Below are 26353 nucleotides of genomic sequence, written 5' to 3'. Positions count from 1 at the left end.
GCCCGCAGCGGCTTCAGCCCTCCAGGCTCAGGCCGAGATCGCGGATCAGCCCGCCCCAGCGGGCCGCCTCCGCGGCGACATAGGCGGCCGCCTCCTCCGGCGTCCCCGCCACCACCTCGAAGGCGGCCGCCTCCATGACTTGCCGGGCCCGCTCGGTGGAGAGGGCGCGGCGGGCCTCCCGCGCCAGCAGCGCGACCCGCTCGGCCGGCGTCCCCGTCGGCGCGATCATCACCTGCCATCCGTAGGAGACCGCGCCGTCCAGCCCGAGCTCGACCAGCGTCGGCACCTCGGGAAGCTGCGGCATGCGCGCCTCGGTCGTCACCGCCAAAGCGCGGGCGGTGCCCTCGCGGAGCTGCGGCAGGATGGCCGCCGCGGTCACCACCATGGCGCTGATGCGCCCGGCCGTCAGGTCGAGCACGGCGGGCGGGAAGCCGCGATAGGGCACGTGCTCCAGCGTCAGGCCGAGCCGGCCCTTGATGTCCTCCATGGCCAGATGCCCGCCCGAACCGGCGCCGACCGAGCCGAAGGTGAGCTTTCCGGGATTGGCCCTGGCATGGGCGACGAAGCCGGCGAAATCCGTCACCGGGAGATCCCGGTTCACCGCCAGGACCTGGCCGCCCCGCACCAGCAGCGAGATCATCGCCAGGTCCTTCTGCGGGTCGTAGGGCAGGCCGCGGTAGAGCGCGGGCGCGGTGGAGAGCGGGCCGTTGATCGAGAGCCCGAGGGTCAGCCCGTCCGTCGCCTTGGCGACCGTGTCGGTGCCGATATTGCCGCCCGCGCCGGCCTTGTTCTCCACCACCACCGGCTGCCCCAGCACATCGGCCAGGTGCTGCGCCACCAGCCGGCCCGTCAGGTCCGGCGAGGAGCCGCCGGGAAAGGGGACGATGAAGCGCACCGGCCGGTCGGGCCAGCCGGACTGCGCCCGCGCCATCGGGAATGAGGCCAGCGAGGCGGCCGAGGCGGCGGTGCCCAGGGCGAGGAGGGAACGGCGGCGCGGCATGGGAATGATCTCTCCGGTGGAACGGTCGTCGCACCGCTTGCAGCATGGTCCCGCCCCAGCGTCCAGCCGGATCGGCGCGGGGCGCCCCTGCGCGGGCCGCCGCCCTCCCCCATCACCCTGGGAGCCCGCGCCTCAGCGCGCCGCCCAGGCGCCGGCGGGATGGATGAAGCCGGCGGCGGGATAGCTGGTGACGCCGTAGCCGTCGGCCGGCGGATACCAGACCCGGACCAGGGACCAGTCATTCGCCGCCGAGACGTCGCGCACCGGTTGGTCGCGCATGATGCGGCCCTTCAGCCGGCCGCTGGCCCAGTTGGCGTGGTCCACCCGGATCTCCCGCGCCGAGAGGACGCGGCTGACCACCGCCAGATGCCCATCCCGCAGCCGGGCCGAGCGGTCGATCACCAGGATGCTGCCCGGCCGCGGGGCCCGGCCGCGCCCGTAGCGCCCTGCGGCCGCCCCCCACCACTCCCAGGCATCGCCGCGCAGGTCGATGCCGGAGCGCGCCCGGGCATAGGGCACGCAGGTGACCGGCTCGCGCAGCGCCGCCGCGCCCAGCACCGGGCCGGAAGGGGAACCGCCGCAGGCCATGAGCAGGAGAGGCAGGATGAGCGGCCAGAGCCGGCGGAGGCCGGGACGGCGCCTGTCAGCCATCGCGCGGGCCGCCTACCGCCACCCCTGGCCCGCCGCGGGGCGCCGCGTCACGCCGCCCGCGCCGCCGGCACGCCGCGCATCCGCCCGCCCGGCGTGCCACCGGGCACGGCGGCGCAGAGATCGGCCGCGACGAGCAGCCTCGTCCAGTCGATGCCGGTCGCGACGCCCATCCGGTGGAACATCCAGACGAGGTCCTCCGTCGCGGTGTTGCCGGTCGCGCCGGGGGCGAAGGGGCAGCCGCCCAGGCCGCCGGCGGCACCGTCGAAGACCCGGCAGCCGGCCTCGAAGGCGGCCAGCGCATTGGCGACGCCCAGGCCATAGGTGTCGTGGCCGTGGTAGGCGAGCGGGTTGCCGTGCCGCGCCAGCGCCTGCCGGAAGACCTCCGCCACCTGATCGGGCGCGGCGTTTCCGGTGGTGTCGGCGATGCCGATCTCCATCCCCGGATCGAGCGCGGCGGCGCGCCCGACCATCTCCAGCGCCGCCGCCTGCGGCACCACCCCCTCGAAGGGGCAGTGGAAGGCGCAGGAGAGGTTGAAGCGCATCGCCACACCCGCCGCCGCGCCCTCGCGCACCAGCTCCGAGAGCTCGGCCAGGCTCTCGGCCCGGCTGCGGTTCAGGTTGGCCTTGTTGTGCGCCTCGGTGACGGACATGAAGAAGCCGAGCCGGTCGGCGCCCGCCGCCATGGCCAGGTCGAAGCCCTTGCGGTTCGGCACCAGCACGGTGCATTCGAGGCCGGGCAGCGCCTTGGCCGCCTTCAGCACCTCCGCCGTGTCGGCCATCTGCGGCACGTGGCGGGGGCTGACGAAGCTGCCCACCTCCATGCGCCGCAACCCGGCCGCGTGCAGCGCGCGGACCATCTCGATCTTGCGTTCGGTCGGCACGAAGGGGCCGATGGATTGCAGCCCGTCGCGCGGGGCGACCTCGCTGATGGTGACGCTGTCCGTCATGCCTGCTGCTCCTCCCCGAGCCAGTCCTGGAAAACCTGTTCGTTGTGCGCCCCGGCGGCCGGTCCCGTCCAGCGCACCATCTCGCGCGGGGTGACGCCGTCGAAGCGGAAGGGCGCCGCCGGGTGCAGCACGGGGCCGAGCAGCGGGTCATCGACCGGCATCACCGAATCGCGGGCGAGGAAATGCGGGTCCTCGGCGATGTCGCGGATATCGAAGAGGCGCGAGCAGGGCACGTCCACCGCCTCCAGCCGCTCCTGCGCCTCGCGGGCGGGCAGGGTGCGGGTCCAGTCGGCGATGGCGGCGTCCAGCTCCGCCGCATGGGCGCAACGCCCGCCATTGTCGGCCATGCGCGGATCGTCGGCGAGATCCGGCCGGCCGATGGCGGCCATCAGCCGGCGGAAGATGAAGTCCGAATTGCCGGCGACGCAGAGCCACTTGCCGTCGGCGCAGGGATAGGTGTTGGTCGGCGCCGCGGTCGGGATGGCGGCGCCCGCCGGTTGCCGGATCTTCCCGGTCAGCCCGTATTCCGGAAGGATGCCCTCGCTCAGGCTGAAGACGCTGTCGACCAGGTTGATGTCGATGGTGCGCCCGCCGCCCCCCTCGCCCGCATCCCGCCCCCAGCAGGCCGAGACCACGGCCATGGCGGCATACATCCCGGCCAGGTCGTCGCTGATCGAGAGGCCGCAGCGCGGCGGCGGCAGCTCGGTCTGGCCGGGATTGGCGGTGAGGTGCCGCAGACCCCCCATGGCCTCCCCGATGGCGCCGAAGGCGGGCTTGTCGCGATAGGGCCCGTCCTGCCCGTAGCCGGAGACGCGGGCGATGACGAGGCGCGGGTTGGCCTCCCGCAGGCGGTCGGGGCCGAGGCCGATGCGCTCCAGGTAGCCGGGGCGGAAGTTCTCCACCAGCGCGTCCGCGCGGGCGGCGAGCTTCAGCAGCCGCGCCTGGTCGCGCGGGTTCTTGAGGTCGAGGGTGACGGAGAGCTTGTTGCGGCCATGGATGCTGAACCAGACCGGATGCCCGTTGTGCCGGCTGCCCCAGCCGCGGATGGGGTCGCCCTCGGGCGGCTCCACCTTCACCACCTCGGCGCCCATGTCGGCCAGCAGGCGGGTGGCGAAGGGCCCCGCGATGTAGTGCCCGAGTTCCAGCACCTTTAGTCCCGTGAGCGGCAGCCCCGTGAGCGGCAGCCGCGTTGCTGGCGGCTTGGCCGGCGATGTCATGACCTTGCTCTCCTCCCGATCCTGTCCCGCCGGAGGGTTGGCGAGACGGCGCCGTCCGGCAAGGGGGCGCGGCCAATTTCCCGCCGCGTCTTAAGGGAATGGCAGGCTGTTCCCGCCATGATGGCGCCAGGGCCGCCCCCCCGGCCCTGTCCTCCTCCTCGGTGCCACACTCTCCCTGGCACCACGCCGTGCCCCCTCCCCGGCACGGCCACCTTCACGGCAGGCTCCCCCCGGAGCCTGCCGTTTTTCTTGACGCCGCCCCGCGCAAAGCGGGGATGGCGTTCCAGGCGGGCGGGGAGGAAGTCTAGGCGCAGTGCACCATCAACCGGGGAGCCTGCCCGTGCCTGTCCAGCCTGCCGTCCTGCGCCCGCCTGCCGTCCTGCGATGGAGTGCCGCGCCATGATCGGCGGCATGACCATCCTCCTCCTCTGCCAGTTGCTCGGCGAGTTGCTGGCCCGCGCGCTGCACCTGCCCGTGCCCGGCCCGGTCCTCGGCATGGCCCTGCTCTTCGCCGGGTTGCTGCTGCGCGACCGCTGGTCCCCCGGCGCCGGCGGCACCGATCCCGGCGCGCCCGGTCTCGGCGGCACGGCAGATGCGGTGCTGCGCCATCTCGGCCTGCTCTTCGTGCCCGCCGGGGTCGGCATCGTGGTCTTCCTGCCGCAGCTGGCGCGGGACTGGGCGCCGCTGGCCCTGGCGATCCTGGCCGGCACGCTGATCGGCATCGCCGTCACCGGGCTGCTGGCCCAGCTTCTGATGCGGCGGCTCGGCTGATGGTCGACCTTACCGAGATCTGGGTCTATCTGGCGCGCGATCCGCTGGCGGCGCTGACCGCCACCCTCCTCGCCTGGCTGGCCGGGCTGCGCCTCGCCGCGCTGTGCCGCTGGCATCCGGTGGCCAATCCGGTGCTGCTGGCCGTCATCCTGCTCGCCGGTCTGCTGCTCGCCGCCGGGGTGGATTACCGCGCCTATTTCCAGGGCGCGCAGTTTGTGCACTTCCTGCTCGGGCCCGCCACCGTGGCGCTGGCCGTGCCGCTCTACCGGCAATGGCACCATGTGCGCAGCTCCGCCCTCGCCGCGCTGCTGGCGATCGCCTGCGGCGGACTGGCCGCCGCCTTCTCCGGCGTGGCCTTCGCGCTGCTGCTGCGGGCCGCGCCGGAGGTGACCGCCAGCCTGGCGCCCCGCTCCGTCACCATGCCGGTGGCCATGGGCATCGCCGAGCAGATCGGTGGCCTGCCGGGGCTGACGGCGGCGGTGGTGCTGGGCTCGGGCGTGACCGGGGCGACGCTTGGCCCGGCGATGCTGAACCTTGCCCGGGTGCGGGACTGGCGCGCCCGGGGCCTGGCCATGGGCACCGCCGCGCACGGCATCGGCACGGCGCGCGCGATCTCGGTGAACGCCACCGCCGGGGCCTTCAGCGGCATGGCCATGGGGCTGAACGCGCTGATCAGCGCGCTCCTGCTGCCCTTGCTCTGGCGCTTCTTCCTCGGCTGAGGCGTTCCATCGGAATCGGCGCCGACCACCCGGCCGGGGCCGATCCCGCCCGGTTCCCGCTCCGGCCTAGATCGCCAGCGTGCCGGCCTTGGCGGCGGCGTAGCGCTGCCCGACCTTGGCCCAGTCCACCACGTTCCACCACGCCGCCAGATATTCGGGCCGGCGGTTGTTGTACTTCAGGTAGTAGGCGTGCTCCCAGACGTCGTTGCCCATCAGCACCCGCTGGCCGTCCATCAGCGGCGTGTCCTGGTTCGGGCGCGAGGTCAGGGCCAGCTTGCCCTCGCGGTCGACGGTGACGAAGACCCAGCCCGAGCCGAACACGCGTCCGCCGGCGGCGTTGAAATCGGTCTTCATCTTGTCGAGCCCGCCCAGGTCGCGGTCGATCGCCTGGGCCAGCTCGCCGGAGGGCGTGCCGCCGCCGGGGCCCATGATCTGCCAGAACATGGCGTGGTTGGCATGGCCGCCACCATTGTTGCGCAGCGCCGTGCGCACCGCCTCGGGCGCCTCGGGAAGCTTGGTGAGCAGCTCCTCCAGCTTCATGCCGGCGAGCTGGCCATGGTCCTTCAGCGCGTTGTTCAGATTGGTCACATAGGCCGCGTGATGCTTGCCGTGATGAAGCTCCATGGTGGCGGCGTCGATATGCGGCTCCAGCGCATTGGCGGCATAGGGCAGCGCCGGCAAGGAATAGGGGCCGGAGGCCGGCGGGGTCGCGGCCTGGGCGAAGAGGCGCCGTGGGGCGGCCAGGGTGCCGGCGGCCAGCAGGGCGGCGCCCAGCGCCAGGGCGCCCCGACGGTTCGGTCCGAGACTCGGAGGTGCGAGGGTCATGGTGCTTCTCCCAGGGATGACAGGGCCGTAACTCGCCGCCGCCGGAGGGGATGCACCCGCCTCCGCAACTTGACCGCCCCGGGTGGCGCCGGCAGGAGCGGGGCATGCAGCACCTGTATCTGGGCCTCGCCATCCTGCTCGAGGTCATCGCCACCTCCGCCCTCAACGCCTCGCGCGGCTTCACCCGGCCGTGGCCCTCGGTGGTGGTGGTGCTGGGCTATGCCGGCGCCTTCTGGTTCCTGGCGCAGGCCCTGACGCGCGGCCTGCCGATGGGCATCGCCTATGCCCTCTGGTCCGGCATCGGCATCGTGCTGATCGCGCTGGTCGGCTGGATCGGCTTCGGGCAGCGGCTGGACGCCGCGGCCCTGGCCGGGATCGGGCTCATCCTGGCCGGGGTGCTGGTCATCAACCTGCTCTCCGGCACCGGGCATTGAGCGCGCCTACCGCTTGCGGCGCAGCAGCGTGACCGCCAGCAGCAGCAGGGCCGAGAGCAGCACCATCACCATGGCCGCCGCCATGATGGTCAGGCTGATGGAATCGTTCAGCCCGGAGAACATCTGCCGCGGCAGGGTGCGCTGCGCCGGACCGGCGAGAAAGAGCGTCACCACCACCTCGTCGAGCGAGGTGGCGAAGGCGAAGATGGCGCCGGCCGCCACGCCGGGCATGATCTGCGGCAGGCAGACGCGCAGGAAGGCCCGCAGCGGCGAGGCGCCGCAGGCGGCGGCGGCGCGGAGCTGCACCGCGTCGAACTGCTGCAGCGCGGCCAGCACGGTGACGAGGACGAAGGGCGCGCCCAGCGCGGCGTGACCCAGCACCAGGCCGAGGAAGCTGTTGGTCAGGCCCAGCGGCCCGAAGGCCAGCAGCAGCGCCACGGCGACGATGACCACCGGCACCACCATCGGCGCCAGCAGCACCGCCATCACCAGGCGCTGGCCGGGGAAGTTGCCGCGCCAGAGGCCGAAGGCGGCCAGGGTGCCGAGCACGCCCGCGAGCAGCGCCGCCACCGTGCCGAGGCGCAGGCTGTTCCACAGCGCCGGCAGCCAGAAGCCGGAGGTCCAGAAATCGGCGTACCAGCGGAAGGACAGGCCGGGCAGCGGATAGTAGAGGAAGGACCCGGCCGAGAAGGAGAGCGGCAGGATCAGCAGCACCGGCGCCAGCAGGAAGACCAGCGCCAGCAGGCCGAAGATCCAGAGCGCGAGGCGTGAGGTCGCTATCATGCGGGACGCATCCGCGAGAAGCCGATCAGCTTTCCATAGACCGCCAGGATGACGGCGACGGCGAGCAGGATCAGGCAGGAGAGCGCCGCCGCCATGCCCCAGTTGACGGTGCGCGAGGCATAGAAGGCGACGAAATAGGGCAGCATCTGGTCATTGGCCCCGCCGAGCAGCGCCGGGGTCACGTAGAAGCCCAGCGCCTGGATGAAGACCAGCAGGCAGCCCGCCCCCACCCCCGGCAGGGAGAGCGGCAGCGAGACCCGCAGGAAGGCCCGCAGGGGCGAGGCGCCGAGCGAGCGCGCGGCGCGGGGCAGGCGCCAGTCCAGCGCCTTCAGGCTGGCATAGATCGGCAGCACCATGAACGGCAGCAGGATATGCACCATGGCCAGCAGCACCGAGCCCCGGTTGAACAGCAGCGGCAGCGGCTCCGAGGTCAGCCGCAGCGCCTGCAGCGCGGCGTTCAGCACGCCCTCGCGCTGCAGCAGCACCATCCAGGCGGCGGTGCGGACGATCAGGCTGGTCCAGAAGGGCAGCAGCACGCCGGCCAGCAGCCAGGGCACCAGGCGCGGCGGCGCCGTCGCGATCAGCCAGGCCAGCGGATAGCCGATGGCGAGACAGAGCAGCGTCGCCAGGGCGCCGATCCAGAGGGTGCGCCACAGGATGCCGCGGAAGATCGCCTGGTCCGGCGGCGCGGCGGCGATGTGGCCCGCCGCGTCCCGCTTCAGATCGAGCACGGCCAGCAGGTTGAAGTCCGAGACCGGCCCGCCGGCGCGGCGGATCGCGGCCCAGGGCTCGGGCGTGGCCCAGTCCTCGCTGATGCCGGCGAGGGCCTCGCGCGGGGCGCCCTCAAGCTCCTGCGCGACACGGCGCGCCGTCATCGGCAGCAGGCTGCGGAAGCCCGGCCAGTCGGCGTTCAGCCGGGCCGAGGCGCGGGCGATCTCGCCGCCCCCCGCCGCCCGGTCGCGCTCGCGCGCCTCGCGCAGATCCTCGATCACGGCGGCGAAGGCGTCGTTGCCGGGCAGCCCCGCCCCGTCCCAGCCGGCGAGGGCGGAGACGGTGCGCGGCAGCACGGGCGCGACATCGCTCTCCTGCACGGCGCGCAGGAGAAAAGCGCCGATTGGCAGGATGAAGACCGCCAGGAGGAACAGCAGCAGCGGCGCGACCAGCGCCGCCGCCTTCCAGCGCGCGGACAAGGTCAGCGCGACAGCCAGTTGTTGAAGCGCTGACTCAGCTTGTCGAGATTGTCGAGCCAGAACCGGTCACTGATCTCGAGCGCGCTGGCGGCATTCGCCGGCGCCGTCGGCAGGTTGGCCAGCACCTCCGGGGAGACCAGCTCGTTGGCGCCCTTCACCGTCGGGCCATAGGCAATGCGCGGCGGCAGCTCGGCCGCGACCCGGGGCTCGCCGACGAACTTCAGGAAGGCCTGGGCCCGCGATTTGTTCGGGCTGTCCTTCATGATGACCCAGGAATCCAGGGTGTAGAGATTCTGCGCCCAGGCGATGCCGAAATTGCGGCCGTCATTCTGGTTGGCGGCGGTGATGCGGCCGTTGTACGCGTTGGTCATGGCGACCTCGCCGCTGGCCAGCAGTTGCGCCGGCTGGCTGCCGCGCTCCCACCAGACGATGTCCTGCTTGATCGAATCCAGCTTGCGGAAGGCGCGGTCCACCCCGGCATTGGTGCCGAGCAGCTTGTAGACCTCGCCCGGCGCCACGCCATCGGCCAGGAGGGCGATCTCCAGCGTGGTCTTGGGGCCGCGCCGCAGCCCGCGCTTGCCGGGGAACAGCTTCGTGTCGAAGAACTCGGCCCAGCTCTTGGGCCCCTCGGCGGTGCGCGCCCGGTCATAGGCGAGGACGAAGGAATAGAGGATGTTGCCGACGCCGCATTCGCTGACCGCCTGCGGGATGTAGCGGTCCCGGCCGCCGATGGCGGCGAAGTCCATCTTCTCGAACAGCCCTTCCTCGCAGCCGATCAGGAGCTCCTCGCTCTCCACCTGAACGAGGTCCCAGTTGTTGGCGCCGGACTGGATCTTGGCGCGCAGCACACCGACACCGCCGTCCCAGGTCTCCTCCAGGAGGCGCGCGCCGCTCTGCTGCTGGAAGGGGCGGAAGAAGATCTCCCGCTGCGCGTCCTGATAGGCGCCGCCCCAGGAGACGATGGTCAGGTCGCGCCCCTGCGCCAGGGCCGGGCCGGTCGACAGGGCCGGGAAAAGCGCCAGGCCCGCGGCGAACAGCCCGATGGCGCCCAGATGTCTCCGCAACATTCTTTGGACCCTTCCTGATGGGGGCGGCCGGCGCGGCGCCGGCCTGCCCGGAGTCGAGCCTAGAGCAGATCGCCGGCCCTGTTGAGAGGGTGCGGAGCGGCAGGCTCCCGGCGCTGCCCGTCCCGCCGCGCCGGCTGGCCGCCGGGCGGGCAATCCCTCCCGGAAATGGCGCTTCGGTGGGCGCCGCCGGCCTGGCGGCGGTGGAATACCGCCGCATCGCCCCTTGCCTGCCGCGCGCCGGCGGTCGGATAGTTTCCCGCCGCATCCTGGCCCAATGACCACGGGAGACCACAGCATGACGACCACGCGCCGCAGCCTCCTGCTGGCCGCCACCGGCGCCGCGATGGCCGGCCTGGCCCCGCGCGGGGCGTCCGCCCAGGCCAAATGGCAGTTCGCCACGGCCTACCCGGACACCAACTTCCACACCCGCAACATCCGCCAGTTCGTGGAGGAGGTGCAGAAGGCCACCGGCGGCGCGTTGCAGGTCCAGTTGCACACCAACGGGTCGCTGCTGCCCATGCCACAGATCAAGCGTGGCGTGCAGCAGGGTCAGGTGCAGCTCGGCGAGATCCTGATCTCCGCCTATGGCAACGAGGACCCCTTCTTCGAGGTGGACGGCATTCCGCTGCTGGCGCCGAGCTTCGAGGCGGCGCGCAAGCTGCGCAACCTGGCGCGCCCCTATATCGAGGCGCGCTTCAGGCGCAGCGGCCTGGTGCCGCTCTACGCCGTGCCCTGGCCGCCGGGCGGCTTCTACAGCAACCAGTCGCTGCCGAGCCTGGATGCGCTGAAGGGCAGCCGCTTCCGCGCCTTCAACGCGATGACGAACCGCTTCGCGGCCCTGCTGCAGGCGACGCCGACCCTGGTGCAGTCGGCGGAGGTGGCGCAGGCCTTCGCCACCGGCGTCATCAACGCCCAGGTGACCAGCGCCGCCACCGGCGTGGACACGCAGGCCTGGGACTACGCGCGCGTCTTCACGCCGGTGAACTTCACCTACACGCAGAACCACGTCTTTATCGGCCGGCGCGCCTTCGAGGCCCTGCCGGCCGCGCAGCAGAAGGCGATCCAGGACGCCGCCGCGGCCGCCGAGGAGCGTGGCTTCGCGATGTCGAAGGAGGCGACGCAGATCGCGCAGGACACGCTGGAGAAGCGGGGCCTGAAGGTCGAGCAGCCGACGCCGGCGCTGATCGAGGGGCTGCAGAAGATCAGCGCCGTCATGACCGACGAATGGGTCTCCCGCACCGGCGAGGACGGCCAGAAGCTGATCGCCGCCTATCGCGCCGGCTGAGGCGGCAGAGATGCTGCGACAGGCGCTCGATGCGCTCTACCGGATGGCGGCGGCACTTGCCGCCGCCTCCCTGCTGGGCATCTTCCTCATCATGATCACGCAGGTGGTGCTGCGCGAACTGTCGATCCAGTTCCCGGGTGCCGACGACATCAGTGCCTATCTCTGCGTGGCCACCACCTTCTTCGCCCTGGCGCACACCTTCCGCCGTGGCGAGCTGATCCGCGTCGGCCTGCTGATCAATACGCTCGCACCGGGCCCGCGCCGGGTGGCGGAGCTGCTGGCGCTGAGCCTCGCCGCGATCGGCTGCGCCTATGCGCTGTACTGGACCATCGACGACGTCCTCTTCTCCTACGAGATCGAGGACCGCGCGCAGGGTGCCCTTCCGGTGCTGCTCTGGGTGCCGAAGCTCTCCATGCCGATCGGCATCGCCCTCCTGCTGATCGCCGTGGCCGATGAGTTGTTCACCGTGTTGCGCGGCGGCAAGCCGAACTACGCCATCGAGGCGGAAGCCCGCATGGCGCAGGGCGATTACTCGAGCTGAAGGCGGCATTCCCATGGATCTTCTGCAACTCTCCGGGCTGCTGCTGCTGCTGCTCGGCCTGCTGCTCGCCGGCGGGCTCTGGATCGGCATGGCGCTGGCCGCCCTCGGTTTCGTCGCCATCACCTTCGTCCATCCCCAGCCGGGCACCTATCTCGCCAGCGCCTTCTGGGAGGCCACCGGCTCCTGGACGCTGGCGGCGCTGCCGATGTTCGTCTGGATGGGCGAGATCCTGTTCCGCACCCGCATCTCAGAGGAGCTGTTCAGCGGGCTCTCGCCCTGGGTACGGCGGATTCCGGGCCGGCTGATGCACGTCAACGTGCTGGCCTGCGGGATCTTCGGTGCCGTCTCTGGCTCCTCCGCCGCGACCTGTGCCACCGTCTCCCGCATCGCCCTGCCCGAGCTGCGCCGGCGCGGCTATGACGACCGCGTTGCCATCGGCAGCCTCGCCACCTCGGGCACGCTGGGCATCATGATCCCGCCCTCCATCATCATGGTGGTCTATGCCGTGGCGGCCGAGACCTCGGTGGTGCGGGTCTTCCTCGCCGGCTTCCTGCCTGGCCTGCTGGTGATGGGGCTGTTCTCCGCCTATATCGCCGTCTGGGCGCTTCTCAATCCGTCCCGGCAGCCGCCGCGCGAGCCCTCGACCTCGTTGCTCGAGAAGCTTCGGCAATCCAGCCAGCTGATCCCCTGCGTCCTGCTGATCCTCGCCGTGATCGGCTCGATGTTCGCCGGCTGGGCGACGGCGACGGAAGCCGCGGCCTGCGGCGTGGCCGGCGCGCTCGCGCTCGCCGCCGCGACGCGCTGCCTGACCTGGAAGAGCTTCATCGTGAGCCTGACCGGTGCCACGCGCGTCTCCTGCATGATCATGTTCATCCTCGCCGGCGCCGCCTACCTGACCAAGGCGATGGCCCTGACCGGCATCCCGGCGGCCCTGGCGGAAGCCGTCGCGGCGATGAACCTCGGCCCCTACGGCCTGATCGCCATGCTCACCATCATCTACATCATCCTCGGCATGGCGCTGGACGGCGTCTCGATGATCGTGCTGACCACGACCATTGTGGTGCCGATGGTGCAGCATGCCGGCTTCGACCTGGTCTGGTTCGGCATCTTCATCGTCCTGCTGGTCGAGATGGCGCAGATCACCCCCCCGGTCGGCTTCAATCTGTTCGTCATGCAAAGCATGACGGGGCGGGAACAGACCGAGGTGGCCTGGGCGACCCTGCCCTTCTTCCTGATGCTGGTGCTGGCCGTGGCGCTGGTGACGGTGTTTCCCGCCATCGCCACCTGGCTGCCGGACGTGCTGCTGAGCCGCTGAGCCACTGAACCACCGGGGGGGGAGCGGATGGCCCCCCCGTCGCCAGGGCGGAAGAACTGGCCTAGCCTGCCGTGGAAGCGCAGGAGAGACCCCGCATGACCCCGCCCGACACCCATGGCGCCAATTCCGCGGCCGCGCGGGATATCGCCTCGCTGCTGCACCCGATGACCAATCACAAGGCGCATCGCGAGCAGGGCCCGCTGATCATCACCGGCGGCGAGGGCATCCGCATCCGTGACGAGTCCGGCCGGGAGTATCTGGAGGCGGTGGCCGGGCTCTGGTGCGCCTCGCTCGGCTTCTCCAACGAGCGCCTGCTGCGCGCCGCCACCGAGCAGATGCGCAGGCTGCCCTGGTATCACAGCTTCACCGGCCGCTCGAACATGCCGGATATCGAACTGGCCGAGGCGCTGCTGGCGCGCGCGCCGGTGCCGATGAGCAAGGTGTTCTTCGCCAATTCCGGCTCGGAGGCGAACGACACCGCGATCAAGATGGTCTGGTATGTCAACACCGTGCTGGGCCGGCCGCAGAAGCGCAAGATCATCGCCCGGCAGCGCGCCTATCACGGCATCACCGCCGCCGCCGCCAGCCTGACCGGCCTGCCGGCCAACCACAGGCTGTTCGGCCTGCCGCTGCCGGGCTTCCTGCATGTCGGCACGCCACACCACTACCACTTCGCCGAGCCCGGCGAGAGCGAGGCCGATTTCGCGAGCCGCCTCGCCGCCGAGCTGGACGCGCTGATCGAGGCGGAGGGGCCGGAGACCGTCGGCGCCTTCTTCGCCGAGCCGGTGATGGGCGCGGGCGGCTGCATCGTGCCGCCCGAGACCTATTTCGAGAAGATCCAGGCGGTGCTCCGCAAGCATGACGTGCTGCTGGTGGCCGATGAGGTGATCTGCGGCTTCGGCCGCACCGGGCGCTACTGGGGCAGCCAGAGCTTCGGCCTGCGGCCGGACATCCTGACCTGCGCCAAGGCGCTCTCGGCCTCCTTCCTGCCGATCTCGGCGGTGATGGTGAACGAGCGCGTCTATGAGGCCCTGGCCGAGGGCAGCGACCAGGTCGGCACCTGGGGCCATGGCTTCACCTATTCCGGCCACCCGGTCGCCGCCGCGGTCGCGCTGGAGACGCTGCGCATCTATGACGAGGAGAACCTCATCGAGCACGCCGCCACGATGGGCGCGCTGATGCAGCGCGGCCTGCGCGAGCGCTTCGCCGGCCATCCGCTGGTCGGCGAGGTGCGCGGCGTCGGCCTCGTGGCGGCGGTCGAATTCGCCGCCGACAAGGCCGCGAAGCGCAGCTTCGACCCCGCGCTGAAGGTGGGTCCGCGCCTGGTGCGGATGGCCGAGGAGGAGGGGCTGATCCTGCGCGCGCTGATGAACGACTCCATCGCCTTCTCGCCGCCCCTGGTCATCGCCGCCGCCGAGGTGGAGGAGATGCTGGAGCGCTTCGGCCGCGCCGTGGAGCGGCTGACGGCGGAGCTGCGGCGGGAGGGGCTGGCGGGCTGAGGGGGCGGCGCCGCGCCCGACGCCCCGTCGCGCGCGGTCGCGCCTCAGGGCGCCCGGAAGCCCATGGTCCGACCCGGCCAGGGATCGACACCGTGGCGCAGCCAGGCCAGGGTGTCCGGCCAGAAGTCGGCGGCATGCCGGTCGTGGAAAAGGCTGAAATGGCCGATGGCGGTCCGGCCGTAGCCGGCGGGGTCCAGCACCGCCAGCCGTCGGGCGGCGCCCGTATAGTAGCCGAGCGCGCGGCACACCGCCGGCACCGTGCCGAGTTCGTCATCCGTCACGGCGATGGCGAGGATCGGTGCCTGCACAGCGGCCATGCGGGCCAGGATGTCGCGGCGCTCCGCGCGCGGGTGGCTCCGCGTGAAGCAGGGGCCGCGGAAGCTCCACTCCTGCGCCACGCCGGCCGGCAGGTCCTCCAGCCACCCGAGGCGGCGGCCGGGGAAGTAGCCGCAGAGCGCCGTCGCGACGGGCATGGCGACGTGCCATTTGAGCAGAAGCCGCAGGCGGCGCTCCGGCGCGTAATCGCCCCACCAGGCATACTGCGCCCCCACCCGTCAGCATGCGGCCGATCATCGCCGCATTCGGGGCGAGGCCCGGCAGGAAGCCACCGATGCTGTGGCCCACCACCATCGGGCGGGGGCAGCCGGTCGCCTCGTGCAGGAAGCGCAGGGCGGCGGCGAAATCCTGCATCCCCCAGTCGCGCCAGCGGTAGCCGCAGCCCTTCAGGCGCTCCGGCCGCGACAGGCCGATGCCACGATAGTCATAGGTCAGGACATCGAAGCCGTGCCCGGCCAGGAACCGGGCGTAGCGGTGATAGTAGCGGGCCAGGACGCCGGTCGCCGCGTTGACGAGGATGGCGCCGCCCTCTCCGGCGCCGGCGGCGCGCCAAAGATGCCCGCGCAGCCCGACCCCGTCCTCGCAGGCGAATTCGGCAGGCTCCGGCCGCAGCGCCGCCGCCTGCGCCCCGGGCCGGTCATGCGCGTTCAGGGACATGCGGCGGCGGCCACCGCGCCACGCGCACCCAGCGCGTCGGACAGCCAGGCGGCCACCATCCGCGCCGAGCACTGCGCCATGTAGGTCCATGGCGCCGCCGGCACACGGCCCTCGCCGCCGGGCGCGGGCAGCAGCGTGCCGCCCTCCCCCAGCGGCGCCGGACGATCCCAGGCATAGCCCGCCCCACGAAGGCTGACATGCCGCAGCCGCCCCCGGTCGGGCAGGCCCTGCACCAGCCGCGCGCAGGCCTCGGTGCCGTTCTCCGTGTCCAGGCTTCCATGCATCAGCAACAGGCCCGCCGAGGCATCAGCCGGTGCGCCGGCCTGTCCCTGCGCCACCAGGTCCCGGCAGCCCGGATAGAGAATGGCCCGGGCGACGAAGCGGGGGATGGTGTCCGATCCAGGCCGCGCCAGCCAGGCGGCGCGGCCCCCCGCCCCGAACCCCAGCAGGGCGACCCTGTCCGGGTCGATGGCGGGGTGCTGGGCGGCGAGGTCCGCCGCCTGAGAGACCGCCTCGGGCACCCTGTCGCGGCGCCGGGCCTGCCCGGGGCCATCGGTGACGATGAAGGGGTCGAGATCGAGAACCGCGACGCCCCGCGCCAGCAGCAGGGCGGTGATGCGGTCCGCCCGGCCGTCGGGACCGAGCGAATCCGAAACCGCCACGACCAGCGGAAAAGGCGCGCGGTGCGGACCGCCGGGGAGAAACAGCGTCAGCGTCGGCTCGCCCGGCCGGGCGGCGGGCATGGCCGCCAACAGGCGGGGTTCCGGCCCCCTATTCCCGGCGCGATCCTCGGCGCGCGCGGGCGGCGCGCCGATCGGGGCCAGGGGCAGGGCCGGAGGCAGGGGCAGGGCCAAGGACAGGGCAGCCAGTATCAGCCATCCGAACATGATCCCGCGCCCTCCATGCCAGGGGATATCCCCCTGACCATCGCGCGCGCATCACCGCGTCACAATTCGACTCCGCGGAAGCGAGCCTTCGCCGCGCCCGAAGGGAGCCGGCCAGGACCCCGGGTGGGGGGGCGTGGTCAGGCCGCGAAGGCGTGGGCGTGTGCGGCGTCCCAGGCCACCGCCGCTGTCTCCCCGGGCTCGGGCAGCCGGGCGCCGCCGACGACGCGCTTGGCCAGGATCTCCCCGCCGCCGCTGCCCAGCGAGAGGCGCAGCCGGACATGGTCGCCCTGGAAGATCGCCTCCAGCAGCCGCGCCGGCAGGGCATCCCCGCCCAGATCCTCGGCGTCCACCGGCGCCACCGCCACCCGCTCCGGCCGCACCGCGACGACGCAGCGGCTGCCGGGCGCCTCGCAGTCCACCGGCCGCGCCAGCACCTCGGCGCCGCAATCCAGCGCCACCCGCACGGCGCCCTCCTGCCGCGCCAGCACACGGCCGGGCAGGCGGTTGTTCTCGCCGACGAAGCCGGCGACGAAGGCATTGGCCGGCTCCTCGTAGATGCGGCGCGGGCTGGCCAGCTGGCGGATCTCGCCGCCCTCGAAGACGGCGATGCGGTCCGACAGCGTCAGCGCCTCCTGCTGGTCGTGCGTGACATACATCATGGTGACGCCGAGCCGCTGGTGGATGCCGCGGATCTCGTACTGCATCTCCTCGCGCAGCGCCTTGTCGAGCGCGCCCAGCGGCTCGTCCAGCAGCACGATGGGCGGTTCGAAGACCATGGCGCGGGCCAGCGCGATGCGCTGCTGCTGGCCGCCCGAGAGCTGCGCCGGGCGGCGGTCCCCGAAGCCCTCCAGCCGCACCATGGCCAGTGCGCGCTTCACCCGCTCGGCCCGCTCCGGCCGCGGCACGCCGCGCACCTCGAGCGGGAAGGCGACATTCTCCGCCACCGACATGTGCGGGAACAGCGCGTAGGACTGGAACACCACGCCGATGCCGCGCCGGTGCGGCGGCAGCCGGGCGATGTCGCGCCCCTCCAGCAGGATGCGGCCCTCGCTGGGCAGCTCGAAGCCGGCCAGCATCATCAGCGTGGTGGTCTTGCCGGAGCCGGAGGGGCCGAGCAGCGTCAGCAGCTCGCCCTTCGCCACCTCCAGGTCCAGATGCCGCACCGCATAGCCCGAGGCGGCCGGCCCATAGGCCTTGCGCACGCCCTCGAAGCGAACCAGCGCCTCCGCCATTCCCCAATTCCCCCGACCAGGCTTCCCCGTCCTGCATCGCGGGGCGGGGGGCGGGTTGTCAACTGCCGCCCCGGCCCCGAAGCTGTGGCGAGGAAACCGCCGAGGAGACATGCCGATGAGCACAGCCGAGCCCAGCCTGATCCGCCGCCGCGAGGGCGTCGTGGGCCACCTGACGATGAACCGCCCGCGCGCGCTGAACGCGCTCGACCTCGCCATGATCGACGGCTTCGCCGAGGCCATCGACGCCTGGCGGGAGGACCCGGCGGTGCGGCTGGTGCTGCTGGAGGGCGCGGGTGAGAAGGCCTTCTGCGCCGGCGGCGACGTGCGGCAGGTGCGGAGCGACGTGCTGGCCGGCGACACGGCGGCGGTGGAGGCCTTCTTCTCGCGCGAATACGCGGTGAACAGCGGCATCGCCACCTTCCCCAAGCCCTGGATCAGCCTGATCGACGGCATCTGCATGGGCGGCGGCCTCGGCGTCTCGGTGCATGGCAGCCACCGGGTGGTGACGGAGCACGCCCTGCTGGCCATGCCGGAGACGGCGATCGCCCTCTTCCCCGACGTCGGCACCAGCTATGTCCTGCCGCGCCTGCCGGGCAGCCCGGGCATGGGTCTGTGGATCGCGTTGACCGGCGCGCGGCTGAAGGGCGCCGAGGCGGTGGAGGCCGGGCTGGCGACGCATTTCGTGCCGCGCGCGAAGCTGCCGGCGCTGCGCCAGGCCCTGCTGGAGAAGGGCGAGGCCGGCGTGGTGGACGAATTCGCCGAGGCGCCGCCGCCGGGTCGCGTCACGGCGCTGCGCCCGGCCATCGAGCGCTGCTTCGGCGCCGGCGACCGCGCCGCCATCGAGGCCGCGCTGGAGGCCGAGGGCACCGACTGGGCGCGCGAGCAGCTCGCCACCCTGCGCCGCGTCTCGCCGACCAGCGTGGCGGTGACCATCGAACTGCTGCGGCGCGGCGCCGCCCAGGACCTGCCGGCCTGCCTGGAGCAGGAGCTGATCCTGACCCGGACCATCACGCAGCACCCGGATTTCGCCGAGGGCGTTCGGGCCGTGCTGGTGGACAAGGACCAGTCGCCCCGCTGGCAGCCGGTGGGCGACCTGCGGAGGCTGTTCGGCGACTGAGACAGCCGATCCCGGGAGGCGCCCTCCGCCGCCCCGGCGCCCCTCAGGCCCGCTTCCGGGCCAGCCGGGCGGCGGCGAGCAGGGCCAACAGGGACAGGCCCAGCCCGGCGCCGAAGACCGCCGCATGCGCCTCCCCGCTGGCGCGGAACAGGGCCGCCAGGACGAAGCCGGTGGCCGCCTGGGCCAGGGCGTAGAGCACCGTCGCGCGGCTCCAGACCAGGCCCGCCCCCGGCCCCGCCAGCTCGCGGGCGGCCGCCAGCGCCACCGCGCTGGCGCCGACGCCCGCGAAGCCGCTGAGCGGCGCCGCCAGCAGCACGGCCGCGCCACCGGGCAGCAGGGCGGCCCCGAGGGCGAGGGCCTGCACGCCCATCCACAGCGCCAGGGTCCGCATGCCCCCGGCCCGGCCGGCGATCCGCCCGCCCAGCAGCGTGCCCGCCATGGCGCCGAGGCCGAACAGCGCCCAGAGCAGCGCCACGGCCGCGGCGCCGAGGCCGCGCCCGCGCATGCCGAGATCGGCGAGATAGATCATCGGCGGCACCATGCCGGCGGCGGACAGCCCGTAGACGACCATCAGCCCGGTCACGCCCGGCCAGCGGCGTGGCGGGGCCGCCGCGCCCGGCCCGGCCGCCACCTCCTCCGTCGGCGGGGCGGGCCAGTAGCGGCGCAGGGGCAGCCAGAGCAGCAGGCTCATCAGCCCCAGCCCCAGCCAGATCGACGAGACGCCGAGCGGCAGCAGCGCCGGTACCGCCAGGGCGCCCAGGACCACCCCCCCGCCGACGCCGGAGACCACGGTGCCCGCCGCCGCCGGGCGGCGCGCCGGCGGCACCACCGCCTGCACCGCCGGCCCGGCCAGCGCCATCAGCACGCCGCCGGCGAAACCCGCGAGGCCGCGCCAGGGTCCGAGCCAGGCCAGGCCACCCGGCCAGGCGCAGGCCAGGCAGGACAGCACCACCAGCGCCATGCCGAGGTCGAGCGCGGCCGGCACGCCGAGGCGTCCGGCGAGGCGCCGCCCGCCCAGCGCCCCCATCAGATAGCCGGTGAGGTTCAGCGCGCCGAGCAGGCCGGCGCCGCCGCCATCCACCCAGCCGGCGGCGACCATGGCGGGGAAGGCCGGAACATAGGCGAAGCGGGCCAGGCCGATGCCGGAGCAGAGCGCGGCCGCGCCGGCCAGCGGGGCGGTCCGCTCAATGCCCATGGTCGTGGTCCCCTGGGCGGTGACGATCCGGCAGGGGTGGGATCAGCGCAGCTCGGTCGCCGGCCGCAGGGCGGCCTCGGGCAGGCGCCGGTCGACGGAGGGCGCCGGCGCATGCGCGGCACGGATGGCGCGCCGCAGCTTCAGCGCCCCGGCGCGGAACTGGCCGGCGCGGCACAGCCGCAGCCCCTCCTCCGCCAGGTCCCGAGGCTCGTCCCGCCCGGCGCCGGGCTGGCGGTCGAAGCGGCCGGCCAGGGACTCGCAATCCGCCTGGCTGACCGGCAGCAGGCGAAGCTCCGCCGCCGCCAGCGCGCCCGGCGCGGCGGCCAGCCAGACGGTCATCAGCAGAGGCAGGCGCGGGACCATGACGCCATGCTGCGCCCACCGGCCCTGCGCGCCGATGGGCGCGGCATGAAGCCAGCGTCATGCCGCCACCGCGCCGGAGGTGGCGGGGTGGGGCCCGTCCAGCGGCAGGCGCAGCAGGACGGCGAGGCCAGGCTGTTCCGGCGGCCCGCCGGCATCCTCGAACCACAGCCGCCCGCCATGCAGCGTCGCCACCGCGCGCACCAGGGAGAGGCCGAGGCCGGAGCCGGGCGTGGCGCGGGCGGTATCGGTGCGGAAGAAGCGCTCGCCCACCCGGGCCCGGTCCTGCGGCGCGAGGCCGGGTCCCTCATCGGCCACGCGCAGCAGCACCTCCTCCCCGTCCGGCTCGGCCGTCAGGCTGATGGCGCCGCCCGGCGGGGTGAACTTCACCGCGTTGTCCAGCAGATTGGCCACCAGCTGCAGCAGCAGGTCGCGGTCGCCGGTCATCGGCAGGCTGGATGGCCAGGCGGTGTGCAGCGTCTGGCCGCGCGCCTCCGCCGAGGCACCGTAGAGCTCCGCCGCGTCGGCCAGCAGCGCCGCGAGGTCGAGCGGGGCGAAGGCGGCGCGGCGCGCGCCCGCCTCCACCTCGGCGATGCGCAGCACCGCCTGGAACACCCGGGTGACGTTGTCGAGGTCGGCGATGCCGCGCTCGATCGCGCCGCGCAGCGCCTCGGCGTCGCTGCTCTCGCCCAGGAGGGTTTCCTCCAGGCCGCTGCGGGCCCGGGAGATCGGCGTGCGCAGGTCGTGGGCGATGGCGTCCGAGACGCCGCGCACCCCCTCCATGAGATGCGCGATGCGGTCGAGCATGGCGTTCATGCTGGCGCCGAGCCGGTCGAACTCGTCGTCATGCAGGGAGATCGGCACGCGCTGCGTCAGGTCGCCGTTGGCGATGCGGGCCGCGGTCAGGCTGGCCGGGGCCAGGCGCCGCTCCAGCGCGCGGCGCATCAGCATCGCCCCGATCACGGCGAAGACCAGGGCGGCGCCGGCGGCCCAGGCCAGCCCCTCGGTCAGCAGGGCGCGCAGCCGCTGCTTCTCGCCCACCTCGCGCCCCACCGCCAGCTGGCTGCCATCGGGCAGCGCCTGCACGAAGAGCCGCGCCTCGCCGGGCGGGTCGTCGTCATGCTCCAGGGTCAGGCTGTGCCAGCTCGCCTCGCCGGGCCCCTGGGCGGGCAGGGTGGCGAGATTACCGGCCAGCCGCTCGCCCCGCGGCGTCTCCAGCCGGTACAGCGCCTGGGCCTCGGCATCGAGCGCCAGGCGCTCCTCGATGGTCTCCGCCACCGCCTGCGGGCCGGCATCGCGCCAGCGCTCGAGCAGGGCGGAGGCATCGGCGCGGATGGCCGCGTCGGTCTGCCGCTCCAGCGTCCCTGCGGTGCCCCACCAGAGCACGCCGGCGAAGGCGAGGCAGGCGCCGAGGAACAGGGTGGCGAACAGCAGCGCGAAGCGGAAGCCGGCGGAGGACAGCAGCCGCCAGAGCGGCCCCGGATGCTGCGGCCGCCGGCGGTTGTGCGGCATGACCTTCAAGCCTTGGGTTTCGTTCGTCAGCCCTCGGCGCGGATCATGTAGCCGGCGTTGCGCACGGTGTGGATCAGCGGCTTGTCGTGCCCCTTGTCCAGCTTCTGGCGCAGGCGGGAGACATGCACGTCGATCACGTTGGTCTGCGGGTCGAAATGGTAGTCCCAGACCTTCTCCAGCAGCATGGTGCGCGTCACCACCTGTCCGGCATGGCGCATCAGGTGCTCCAGCAGGCGGAACTCGCGCGGCTGGATGTCGATCTTCTTGCCGGCCCGCGTCACCGTGCGGGACAGCAGGTCGAGCTCCAGATCGGCCACCTTGAGCCGCGTCGCCGGCGCGTCGACCGCCGGCCGGCGGCCCAGCGCCTCGACCCGCGCCAGCAGCTCGGCGAAGGCGAAGGGCTTGACCAGATAGTCGTCACCGCCGGCCTTCAGCCCCTTCACCCGCTCGTCCACCCCGGCCAGGGCCGAGAGGAACAGCACGGGCGTGTGGTTGCCCTGGCCCCGCAGCGTCTCGACGAGCCGGACGCCATCGACGCCACCGGGCAGCATGCGGTCCAGGACCAGGAGATCGAAACTCTCCCCGGCCGCGAGGAACAGGCCGTCGCGCCCGCTGGACGCGTGCTCCACCGTATGCCCGGCCTCCTGCAACCCCTTCTTCACGAAGCGGCTGACCTCGGCATCATCCTCCACCAGCAGAATGCGCATGGTGTCTACGTCCCCAAGTCTCTGTGTTTCCCCGCCGGCAGGCCACGCGGGCAGACCATGAGGGCCGGACAGATTGACGCCTCGGCGAGGCTCGCGCCAGGGGGGCTGGAAGGGGGGGCTTGAGGGCGGGGGCTCCAGGACGGGGAGCGGAAGAGCGGGGGGAGGCCCTCCCGCGCCGCATGGCGCCGCTCCGGGCTGGGGCGCCACGGCGGCGCGTGGTAAGCCCGCCCGCCATGCCCCCCCTGCCCGAACTTCCCGTCTCCGAAGCCCTGCCGCGCCTGGCGGAGGCCCTGCGCGCCGGCGGCAATGCCGTGCTGGTGGCGCCCCCCGGCGCGGGCAAGACGACCCTCGTGCCGCTGCGGCTGCTGGACGAGCCCTGGGCTTCGGGGCAGCGGATCCTGGTGCTGGAGCCGCGCCGCGTCGCCGCCCGTGCCGCCGCCCGCCGCATGGCCGAGCTGCTGGGCGAGCCGCTCGGGCAGACGGCCGGCGTCGTCACCCGGCTGGACCGCGCCGTCTCCGCGGCGACGCGGATCGAGGTGGTGACGGAGGGCCTGCTGGTGCGGCGGCTGCAATCCGACCCGGGCCTCGAGGGCGTGGCCGCGGTGCTGTTCGACGAGGCGCATGAGCGCAACCTCGACACCGACCTGGCCCTGGCGCTCTGCCTCGACCTGCAACGCGCGCTGCGGCCGGAGTTGCGGCTGCTCGCCATGTCCGCGACGCTGGAGGCCGAGGGCTTCGCCCGGCTGCTGGGCGGTGAGGGCGGCCCGGCCCCGGTGATCGAGAGCCTGGGCCGCGCCTTCCCCGTCACGGTGCGGTATCGCCAGCGGGATCTGCGCGAGCCGCGCGACCTGCCCGAGGCGATGGCCGCGGCCATCCGCGAGGCGCTGGCGGCGCATCCGGGCGATGTGCTGGCCTTCCTGCCCGGCTGGGGCGAGATCCGCCGCACGATGGAGCGGCTGGGCGGCCTCGGCGCCGACGTGCTGCCGCTGCATGGCGAATTGCCGCCCGCCGAGCAGGACAAGGCGCTGGACCCGGATCACCGGCCCGGCGGCGGACGCAAGGTGGTGCTGGCCACCTCGATCGCCGAGACCTCGCTGACCGTGCCGGGGGTGCGGATCGTCGTCGATGGCGGCTTCCGCCGCGCGCCGCGCCTCGATCCCGCGACCGGGCTGTCGCGGCTGGCCACGCTGCGCATCTCCCGCGCGAGCGCCGAGCAGCGCGCCGGCCGCGCCGGCCGCACCGCGCCCGGCCTCGCCATCCGGCTCTGGTCGGAGGCGCTGCATCGCGGCCTGCCGCCGGCGGACCGGCCGGAGATCCTGGAATCCGAGCTGTCGGGGCTGGCGCTGGACTGCGCCGCCTGGGGCGCCGATCCGGCGGCGATGGCCTTCCTGGACCCGCCGCCCGCCGGCGCCATGGCCGCCGCCCGCGCCCTGCTGCGCGAGCTCGATGCGCTGGACGCCGAGGGTCGCATCACCCCCATGGGCCGGCGCATGGCGCGGCTGGGCACGCATCCGCGCCTCGCCCGGATGATGGCCGCCGCCGCCACGCCCGGCGAGGCCGCGCTGGCCGCCGCCCTCGCCGCCCTGCTGGAGGAGCGCGACCCGATCCGTGGCCGCGAGGCGCCGGCCGATATCCGCCTGCGGCTTGACCTCCTCGAAGGCGCCGACGACCCGCAGGCGGACCGCGCCGCGCTCGGCCGCATCCGCCGCGCCCTGGCGCTGCACCGCCGCCGCCTCGGCCTGGCCGCCGCCGAGCCGCCGGATGGCGACCCTGGCCTGCTGCTGGCCGCCGGCTTCCCCGACCGCGTGGCGGCGAAGCGCGGCGGCATGGACGGCGCCTTCCGCCTCGCCGGCCTGTCCGCCGCCGGCGCCAGCGGCGGGCAGGGCGCGCGGCTGCCGGCGAGCGACCCGCTGGGCAGGGCGCCGCTGCTGGCGGTGGCCGACCTGGAGCTGGCCGGCACCGAGGCGCGCATCCGCATGGCCGCGCCGCTGACCCGCGCCGCGCTGGAGGCCGCCTTCCCCGAGCGCCTGGTGCGCGAGGAGGGCGCCGCCTTCGACCCCCGGACGAACGCCGTGGTGGCGCGGCGGCGGCTGCGCCTCGGCCCGCTGGTGCTGGAGGAGGCGACGCTGCCCCAGGCCGACCCGGACGCGGTGGCGACGGCCCTGGCCGGGGCGGCGGCTTCGCGCGGCCTGCGCGACCTGGACTGGAGCAAGGCCGCCGAGCAGACCCGCGCCCGCCTCGCCTGGATGCGCCGCGCCGAGGGCGAGCCCTGGCCGGAGGTCTCGGACGAGGCGCTGGCCCGCGAGGGCGGCGCCTGGCTGGTCCCCTGGCTCGCCGGGCTGAACAGGCTGTCGCAGCTGAAGGCCCTGGACGTGGTGGCGATGCTGCGCGCCCTGCCGCCGCACCCGCTGACCCGGCGCCTCGATGCCGAGCTGCCGCCGCGCCTCGACCTGCCCGGCGGGCGCTCGGCCGCCATCGACTATACCGGCGAGGTGCCGCGGCTGGAGGCGCGGGCGCAGCACCTCTTCGGCCTGGAGCGCCTGCCGCCGCTGGCCGGCGGGCGCATCCCGCTGCAGGTGGCGCTGCTCTCCCCGGCCGGGCGGCCGATCGCCGTCACCGCCGACCTCGCCGGCTTCTGGCGCGGCGCCTGGGCCGAGGTGCGCAAGGAGATGCGCGGCCGCTACCCCAGGCACGACTGGCCGGAGCAGCCGGGACAGCGGGCGGCGGTCTGAGACAAGTGGTTCGAGGCGGGCGGTTTGCGGCGGCCGCGCCCGCGCGGGCTTGCCTTACGCCCTGCCTTGCTCAATGTGACGTCAGAGCCGCAGCCCCCACCGCGCCCGCCACCAGGGATGAGACGATGATCACCCCCCAGCCCGCCGCCTCCCGCCGCCTCGTCCTCGCCGGCCTCTCCAGCCTGGCCCTGCTCACCGCCTGCGCCCGCGTGCCGGCCCAGGCCCAGCGCGGCCTGATGCCCGATTTCGCCGACCTGGCCGAGCGGGTGCTGCCGGCGGTGGTGAACATCGCCGTGCTCACCGAGCAGACCACGACGCAGATCCCGCCCGAACTGCGCGGCACCCCCTTCGAGCGCTACTTCCGCGAACGCCGCGGGCGGCAGCAGGTGCAGGGGGCGGGCTCCGGCTTCGTCATCGACCCGGCGGGCTATATCGTCACCAACAACCATGTGGTGGGCGAGGCCGCGCGGGTCGTCGTCTCGCTGCAGGATGGCACCGAGCTGCCGGCCCGGGTCGTCGGCACGGACGAGCTGACCGACCTCGCCCTGCTCCGCGTCGAGCCGCGCGCGCCGCTCGCCGCCGTCCCCTGGGGGGCCTCGGGCAGCATCCGCGTGGGCCAGTGGGTGCTGGCGGCGGGCAACCCCTTCGGCCTCGGCGGCACCGTCACCTCCGGCATCGTCTCGGCACGCGGGCGCGAGATCGGCGCCGGGCCCTTCGATGACTTCATCCAGACCGACGCCGCCATCAACCCGGGCAATTCCGGCGGGCCGCTGTTCAACGCGGCCGGCGAGGTGATCGGCATCAACACCGCCATCTACTCGCCCTCCGGCGCCTCGGCCGGCATCGGCTTCGCCACCCCCTCCGACCTGGCGCGCGGCGTGATCGACCAGCTGCGGCGCGACGGGCGGGTGGAGCGTGGCTGGCTCGGCGTGGCGGTCCAGGATGTCGGCGGCGAGACGACGCCGGGCGGGCGCAACCGCGGCGTGCAGGTGCAGAGCCTGGAGCGCAACAGTCCCGCCGCCCGCGCCGGGCTGCGCCCCGGCGACATCATCACCGCGCTGAACGGCGAGCGGGTCGAGACGGTGCGCGCCCTGACGCGCGGCGTCGCCATCACCCCGCCGGGCCAGACCATCCGCATCACCCTGCTGCGCGAGGGGCGGCAGCGGGATCTGGCGGTGCAGGTCGGCCGCCGGCCGCCCCAGGCCGGCTGAACCGGGCCGGCCGCGCGGCCGCCCCGCCCGCCGATGGGGCTTGGTGCGGCGGTTGCGAATGATTATGGATTGCCGGGACTCCCGCCATCAGGCCGCCGGCCCCGCCTCACTCCGAAGGATGCGCTCTTGCCGCCCAGCCCCCGCCGCACCCGGCCGCTCCCCC

At 73.8% G+C, this 26353-nt stretch carries 25 protein-coding genes and 1 pseudogene; 10 read left to right on the top strand and 16 right to left on the bottom strand.

The features are described from left to right. Window positions 1-13: 13 nt before the first annotated feature. The 4 genes from D9598_RS07165 to D9598_RS07150 all read right to left on the bottom strand — a co-directional run bounded on the left by D9598_RS07165 (window position 14) and on the right by D9598_RS07150 (window position 3815). Entirely contained in the window at window positions 14-1000 is a 987-nt protein-coding gene (locus D9598_RS07165; RefSeq protein ID WP_232477008.1) for a tripartite tricarboxylate transporter substrate binding protein, read from the bottom strand. Window positions 1001-1132: 132 nt separating this feature from the next. Then, window positions 1133-1651, bottom strand: coding sequence for a CHAP domain-containing protein (locus D9598_RS07160; RefSeq protein ID WP_198365731.1), 519 nt, complete (start codon window positions 1649-1651; stop codon window positions 1133-1135). A gap of 47 nt (window positions 1652-1698) precedes the next feature. Continuing rightward, window positions 1699-2598 (bottom strand): hydroxymethylglutaryl-CoA lyase, encoded by a 900-nt coding sequence (locus D9598_RS07155; RefSeq protein ID WP_198365730.1) that lies wholly within the window; start codon window positions 2596-2598, stop codon window positions 1699-1701. Beyond that, window positions 2595-3815, bottom strand: coding sequence for a CaiB/BaiF CoA-transferase family protein (locus tag D9598_RS07150; protein ID WP_198365729.1), 1221 nt, complete (start codon window positions 3813-3815; stop codon window positions 2595-2597). The genes D9598_RS07155 and D9598_RS07150 overlap by 4 nt, the downstream gene beginning before the upstream one ends. A gap of 411 nt (window positions 3816-4226) precedes the next feature. Between D9598_RS07150 and D9598_RS07145 the strand changes: the two genes are divergently transcribed. Together D9598_RS07145 and D9598_RS07140 are read left to right on the top strand one after the other, a co-directional pair. Beyond that, window positions 4227-4586, top strand: coding sequence for a CidA/LrgA family protein (locus D9598_RS07145; RefSeq protein WP_370591957.1), 360 nt, complete (start codon window positions 4227-4229; stop codon window positions 4584-4586). Then, window positions 4586-5305 carry an LrgB family protein gene (locus D9598_RS07140; RefSeq protein WP_198365727.1) on the top strand — a complete coding sequence of 240 codons (720 nt, stop codon included), beginning with the start codon at window positions 4586-4588 and terminating at the stop codon, window positions 5303-5305. Before D9598_RS07145 ends, D9598_RS07140 begins: the two co-directional genes overlap by 1 nt. A 66-nt stretch (window positions 5306-5371) precedes the next feature. Here D9598_RS07140 and D9598_RS07135 read toward each other — a convergent pair whose 3' ends face one another. Further along, the gene (locus D9598_RS07135; RefSeq protein WP_198365726.1) at window positions 5372-6130 is read right to left on the bottom strand and encodes a superoxide dismutase; all 759 of its coding nucleotides are present in this window, start codon (window positions 6128-6130) and stop codon (window positions 5372-5374) included. Window positions 6131-6234: 104 nt separating this feature from the next. Between D9598_RS07135 and D9598_RS07130 the strand changes: the two genes are divergently transcribed. Beyond that, complete coding sequence (locus tag D9598_RS07130) at window positions 6235-6564, top strand: multidrug efflux SMR transporter (protein WP_198365725.1); 330 nt, start codon at window positions 6235-6237, stop codon at window positions 6562-6564. Between the two features lie 6 nt (window positions 6565-6570). Here D9598_RS07130 and D9598_RS07125 read toward each other — a convergent pair whose 3' ends face one another. Genes D9598_RS07125 through D9598_RS07115 form a run of 3 tightly spaced genes read right to left on the bottom strand, consistent with a single transcriptional unit; the run spans window position 6571 to window position 9604 of the window. After that, window positions 6571-7347: an ABC transporter permease gene (locus D9598_RS07125; RefSeq protein ID WP_198365724.1), complete on the bottom strand. Its 777-nt coding sequence runs from the start codon at window positions 7345-7347 to the stop codon at window positions 6571-6573. After that, the gene (locus D9598_RS07120) at window positions 7344-8537 is read right to left on the bottom strand and encodes an ABC transporter permease (protein ID WP_232477007.1); all 1194 of its coding nucleotides are present in this window, start codon (window positions 8535-8537) and stop codon (window positions 7344-7346) included. Before D9598_RS07120 ends, D9598_RS07125 begins: the two co-directional genes overlap by 4 nt. 2 nt (window positions 8538-8539) lie before the next feature. After that, window positions 8540-9604, bottom strand: coding sequence for an ABC transporter substrate-binding protein (locus D9598_RS07115; protein ID WP_198365723.1), 1065 nt, complete (start codon window positions 9602-9604; stop codon window positions 8540-8542). A 295-nt stretch (window positions 9605-9899) separates the two neighbouring features. Between D9598_RS07115 and D9598_RS07110 the strand changes: the two genes are divergently transcribed. The 4 genes from D9598_RS07110 (at window position 9900) to D9598_RS07095 (ending at window position 14244) form a co-directional block, all read left to right on the top strand. Further along, the gene (locus tag D9598_RS07110) at window positions 9900-10889 is read left to right on the top strand and encodes a TRAP transporter substrate-binding protein (RefSeq protein WP_198365722.1); all 990 of its coding nucleotides are present in this window, start codon (window positions 9900-9902) and stop codon (window positions 10887-10889) included. A gap of 10 nt (window positions 10890-10899) precedes the next feature. Continuing rightward, a complete protein-coding gene (locus D9598_RS07105) occupies window positions 10900-11430 on the top strand; it encodes a TRAP transporter small permease (protein ID WP_198365721.1) in 531 nt (176 codons plus the stop codon). Window positions 11431-11443: 13 nt separating this feature from the next. Next, entirely contained in the window at window positions 11444-12745 is a 1302-nt protein-coding gene (locus D9598_RS07100; protein WP_198365720.1) for a TRAP transporter large permease, read from the top strand. Between the two features lie 95 nt (window positions 12746-12840). Then, entirely contained in the window at window positions 12841-14244 is a 1404-nt protein-coding gene (locus D9598_RS07095) for an aspartate aminotransferase family protein (RefSeq protein WP_198365719.1), read from the top strand. A gap of 44 nt (window positions 14245-14288) precedes the next feature. Here the strand turns inward: D9598_RS07095 and D9598_RS21605 are convergent, their stop codons facing one another. The 4 genes and pseudogenes from D9598_RS21605 to D9598_RS07080 all read right to left on the bottom strand — a co-directional run bounded on the left by D9598_RS21605 (window position 14289) and on the right by D9598_RS07080 (window position 17356). Then, window positions 14289-14795 (bottom strand): hypothetical protein, encoded by a 507-nt coding sequence (locus D9598_RS21605; protein WP_370591979.1) that lies wholly within the window; start codon window positions 14793-14795, stop codon window positions 14289-14291. Between the two features lie 106 nt (window positions 14796-14901). Further along, a pseudogene (locus D9598_RS21600) lies at window positions 14902-15237 on the bottom strand (hypothetical protein); the annotation flags it as partial. Then, window positions 15228-16124 carry a dienelactone hydrolase family protein gene (locus D9598_RS07085; RefSeq protein ID WP_198365718.1) on the bottom strand — a complete coding sequence of 299 codons (897 nt, stop codon included), beginning with the start codon at window positions 16122-16124 and terminating at the stop codon, window positions 15228-15230. The gene D9598_RS07085 and the pseudogene D9598_RS21600, both read right to left, overlap by 10 nt. A 137-nt stretch (window positions 16125-16261) precedes the next feature. Beyond that, on the bottom strand, window positions 16262-17356 hold the full coding sequence (locus tag D9598_RS07080) for an ABC transporter ATP-binding protein (RefSeq protein ID WP_198365717.1): 1095 nt from the start codon (window positions 17354-17356) through the stop codon (window positions 16262-16264). A 115-nt stretch (window positions 17357-17471) separates the two neighbouring features. Between D9598_RS07080 and D9598_RS07075 the strand changes: the two genes are divergently transcribed. Beyond that, complete coding sequence (locus tag D9598_RS07075; RefSeq protein ID WP_232477004.1) at window positions 17472-18473, top strand: enoyl-CoA hydratase/isomerase family protein; 1002 nt, start codon at window positions 17472-17474, stop codon at window positions 18471-18473. A 43-nt stretch (window positions 18474-18516) separates the two neighbouring features. Here the strand turns inward: D9598_RS07075 and D9598_RS07070 are convergent, their stop codons facing one another. From D9598_RS07070 to D9598_RS07055, 4 genes are read right to left on the bottom strand one after another with little or no spacing between them, the layout of a single operon-like run. Beyond that, window positions 18517-19668, bottom strand: a complete 1152-nt coding sequence (locus D9598_RS07070) for a YbfB/YjiJ family MFS transporter (protein WP_198365715.1) — start codon at window positions 19666-19668, stop codon at window positions 18517-18519. A 42-nt stretch (window positions 19669-19710) separates the two neighbouring features. After that, window positions 19711-20031: a hypothetical protein gene (locus tag D9598_RS07065; RefSeq protein WP_198365714.1), complete on the bottom strand. Its 321-nt coding sequence runs from the start codon at window positions 20029-20031 to the stop codon at window positions 19711-19713. 57 nt (window positions 20032-20088) lie between these two features. Next, entirely contained in the window at window positions 20089-21540 is a 1452-nt protein-coding gene (locus tag D9598_RS07060) for a HAMP domain-containing sensor histidine kinase (RefSeq protein WP_198365713.1), read from the bottom strand. 26 nt (window positions 21541-21566) lie between these two features. After that, entirely contained in the window at window positions 21567-22247 is a 681-nt protein-coding gene (locus D9598_RS07055; RefSeq protein WP_198365712.1) for a response regulator transcription factor, read from the bottom strand. Between the two features lie 233 nt (window positions 22248-22480). On the opposite strand from D9598_RS07055, the gene hrpB reads away from it, so the two are divergent. Both hrpB and D9598_RS07045 read left to right on the top strand, forming a co-directional pair. After that, complete coding sequence (gene hrpB / locus D9598_RS07050) at window positions 22481-24979, top strand: ATP-dependent helicase HrpB (RefSeq protein WP_198365711.1); 2499 nt, start codon at window positions 22481-22483, stop codon at window positions 24977-24979. Between the two features lie 125 nt (window positions 24980-25104). Next, entirely contained in the window at window positions 25105-26190 is a 1086-nt protein-coding gene (locus tag D9598_RS07045) for a S1C family serine protease (protein WP_198365710.1), read from the top strand. Window positions 26191-26353 lie beyond the last annotated feature (163 nt).

Origin of the sequence: Roseomonas sp. KE0001 (genome assembly GCF_016107285.1) — a bacterium.
GTDB lineage: Bacteria > Pseudomonadota > Alphaproteobacteria > Acetobacterales > Acetobacteraceae > Pseudoroseomonas.
The sequence above is the reverse complement of the archived record's forward strand: the minus strand, read 5'-3'. Positions and strand labels throughout refer to the sequence as shown.

What these genes read in the sequence shown, in the direction of transcription:
- D9598_RS07160 (WP_198365731.1), bottom strand. Translation starts at nt 1,651, where the DNA reads ATGGCTGACAGGCGCCGTCCCGGCCTCCGCCGGCTCTGGCCGCTCATC.
- D9598_RS07130 (WP_198365725.1), top strand. Translation starts at nt 6,235, where the DNA reads ATGCAGCACCTGTATCTGGGCCTCGCCATCCTGCTCGAGGTCATCGCC.
- D9598_RS07150 (WP_198365729.1), bottom strand. Translation starts at nt 3,815, where the DNA reads ATGACATCGCCGGCCAAGCCGCCAGCAACGCGGCTGCCGCTCACGGGG.
- D9598_RS07140 (WP_198365727.1), top strand. Translation starts at nt 4,586, where the DNA reads ATGGTCGACCTTACCGAGATCTGGGTCTATCTGGCGCGCGATCCGCTG.
- D9598_RS07065 (WP_198365714.1), bottom strand. Translation starts at nt 20,031, where the DNA reads ATGGTCCCGCGCCTGCCTCTGCTGATGACCGTCTGGCTGGCCGCCGCG.
- D9598_RS07095 (WP_198365719.1), top strand. Translation starts at nt 12,841, where the DNA reads ATGACCCCGCCCGACACCCATGGCGCCAATTCCGCGGCCGCGCGGGAT.
- D9598_RS07085 (WP_198365718.1), bottom strand. Translation starts at nt 16,124, where the DNA reads ATGTTCGGATGGCTGATACTGGCTGCCCTGTCCTTGGCCCTGCCCCTG.
- D9598_RS07165 (WP_232477008.1), bottom strand. Translation starts at nt 1,000, where the DNA reads ATGCCGCGCCGCCGTTCCCTCCTCGCCCTGGGCACCGCCGCCTCGGCC.
- D9598_RS07055 (WP_198365712.1), bottom strand. Translation starts at nt 22,247, where the DNA reads ATGCGCATTCTGCTGGTGGAGGATGATGCCGAGGTCAGCCGCTTCGTG.
- D9598_RS07070 (WP_198365715.1), bottom strand. Translation starts at nt 19,668, where the DNA reads ATGGGCATTGAGCGGACCGCCCCGCTGGCCGGCGCGGCCGCGCTCTGC.
- D9598_RS07060 (WP_198365713.1), bottom strand. Translation starts at nt 21,540, where the DNA reads ATGCCGCACAACCGCCGGCGGCCGCAGCATCCGGGGCCGCTCTGGCGG.
- D9598_RS07075 (WP_232477004.1), top strand. Translation starts at nt 17,472, where the DNA reads ATGAGCACAGCCGAGCCCAGCCTGATCCGCCGCCGCGAGGGCGTCGTG.
- D9598_RS07125 (WP_198365724.1), bottom strand. Translation starts at nt 7,347, where the DNA reads ATGATAGCGACCTCACGCCTCGCGCTCTGGATCTTCGGCCTGCTGGCG.
- D9598_RS07080 (WP_198365717.1), bottom strand. Translation starts at nt 17,356, where the DNA reads ATGGCGGAGGCGCTGGTTCGCTTCGAGGGCGTGCGCAAGGCCTATGGG.
- D9598_RS07155 (WP_198365730.1), bottom strand. Translation starts at nt 2,598, where the DNA reads ATGACGGACAGCGTCACCATCAGCGAGGTCGCCCCGCGCGACGGGCTG.
- D9598_RS07115 (WP_198365723.1), bottom strand. Translation starts at nt 9,604, where the DNA reads ATGTTGCGGAGACATCTGGGCGCCATCGGGCTGTTCGCCGCGGGCCTG.
- D9598_RS07145 (WP_370591957.1), top strand. Translation starts at nt 4,227, where the DNA reads ATGACCATCCTCCTCCTCTGCCAGTTGCTCGGCGAGTTGCTGGCCCGC.
- D9598_RS07135 (WP_198365726.1), bottom strand. Translation starts at nt 6,130, where the DNA reads ATGACCCTCGCACCTCCGAGTCTCGGACCGAACCGTCGGGGCGCCCTG.
- D9598_RS07105 (WP_198365721.1), top strand. Translation starts at nt 10,900, where the DNA reads ATGCTGCGACAGGCGCTCGATGCGCTCTACCGGATGGCGGCGGCACTT.
- D9598_RS07045 (WP_198365710.1), top strand. Translation starts at nt 25,105, where the DNA reads ATGATCACCCCCCAGCCCGCCGCCTCCCGCCGCCTCGTCCTCGCCGGC.
- D9598_RS07110 (WP_198365722.1), top strand. Translation starts at nt 9,900, where the DNA reads ATGACGACCACGCGCCGCAGCCTCCTGCTGGCCGCCACCGGCGCCGCG.
- hrpB (WP_198365711.1), top strand. Translation starts at nt 22,481, where the DNA reads ATGCCCCCCCTGCCCGAACTTCCCGTCTCCGAAGCCCTGCCGCGCCTG.
- D9598_RS07100 (WP_198365720.1), top strand. Translation starts at nt 11,444, where the DNA reads ATGGATCTTCTGCAACTCTCCGGGCTGCTGCTGCTGCTGCTCGGCCTG.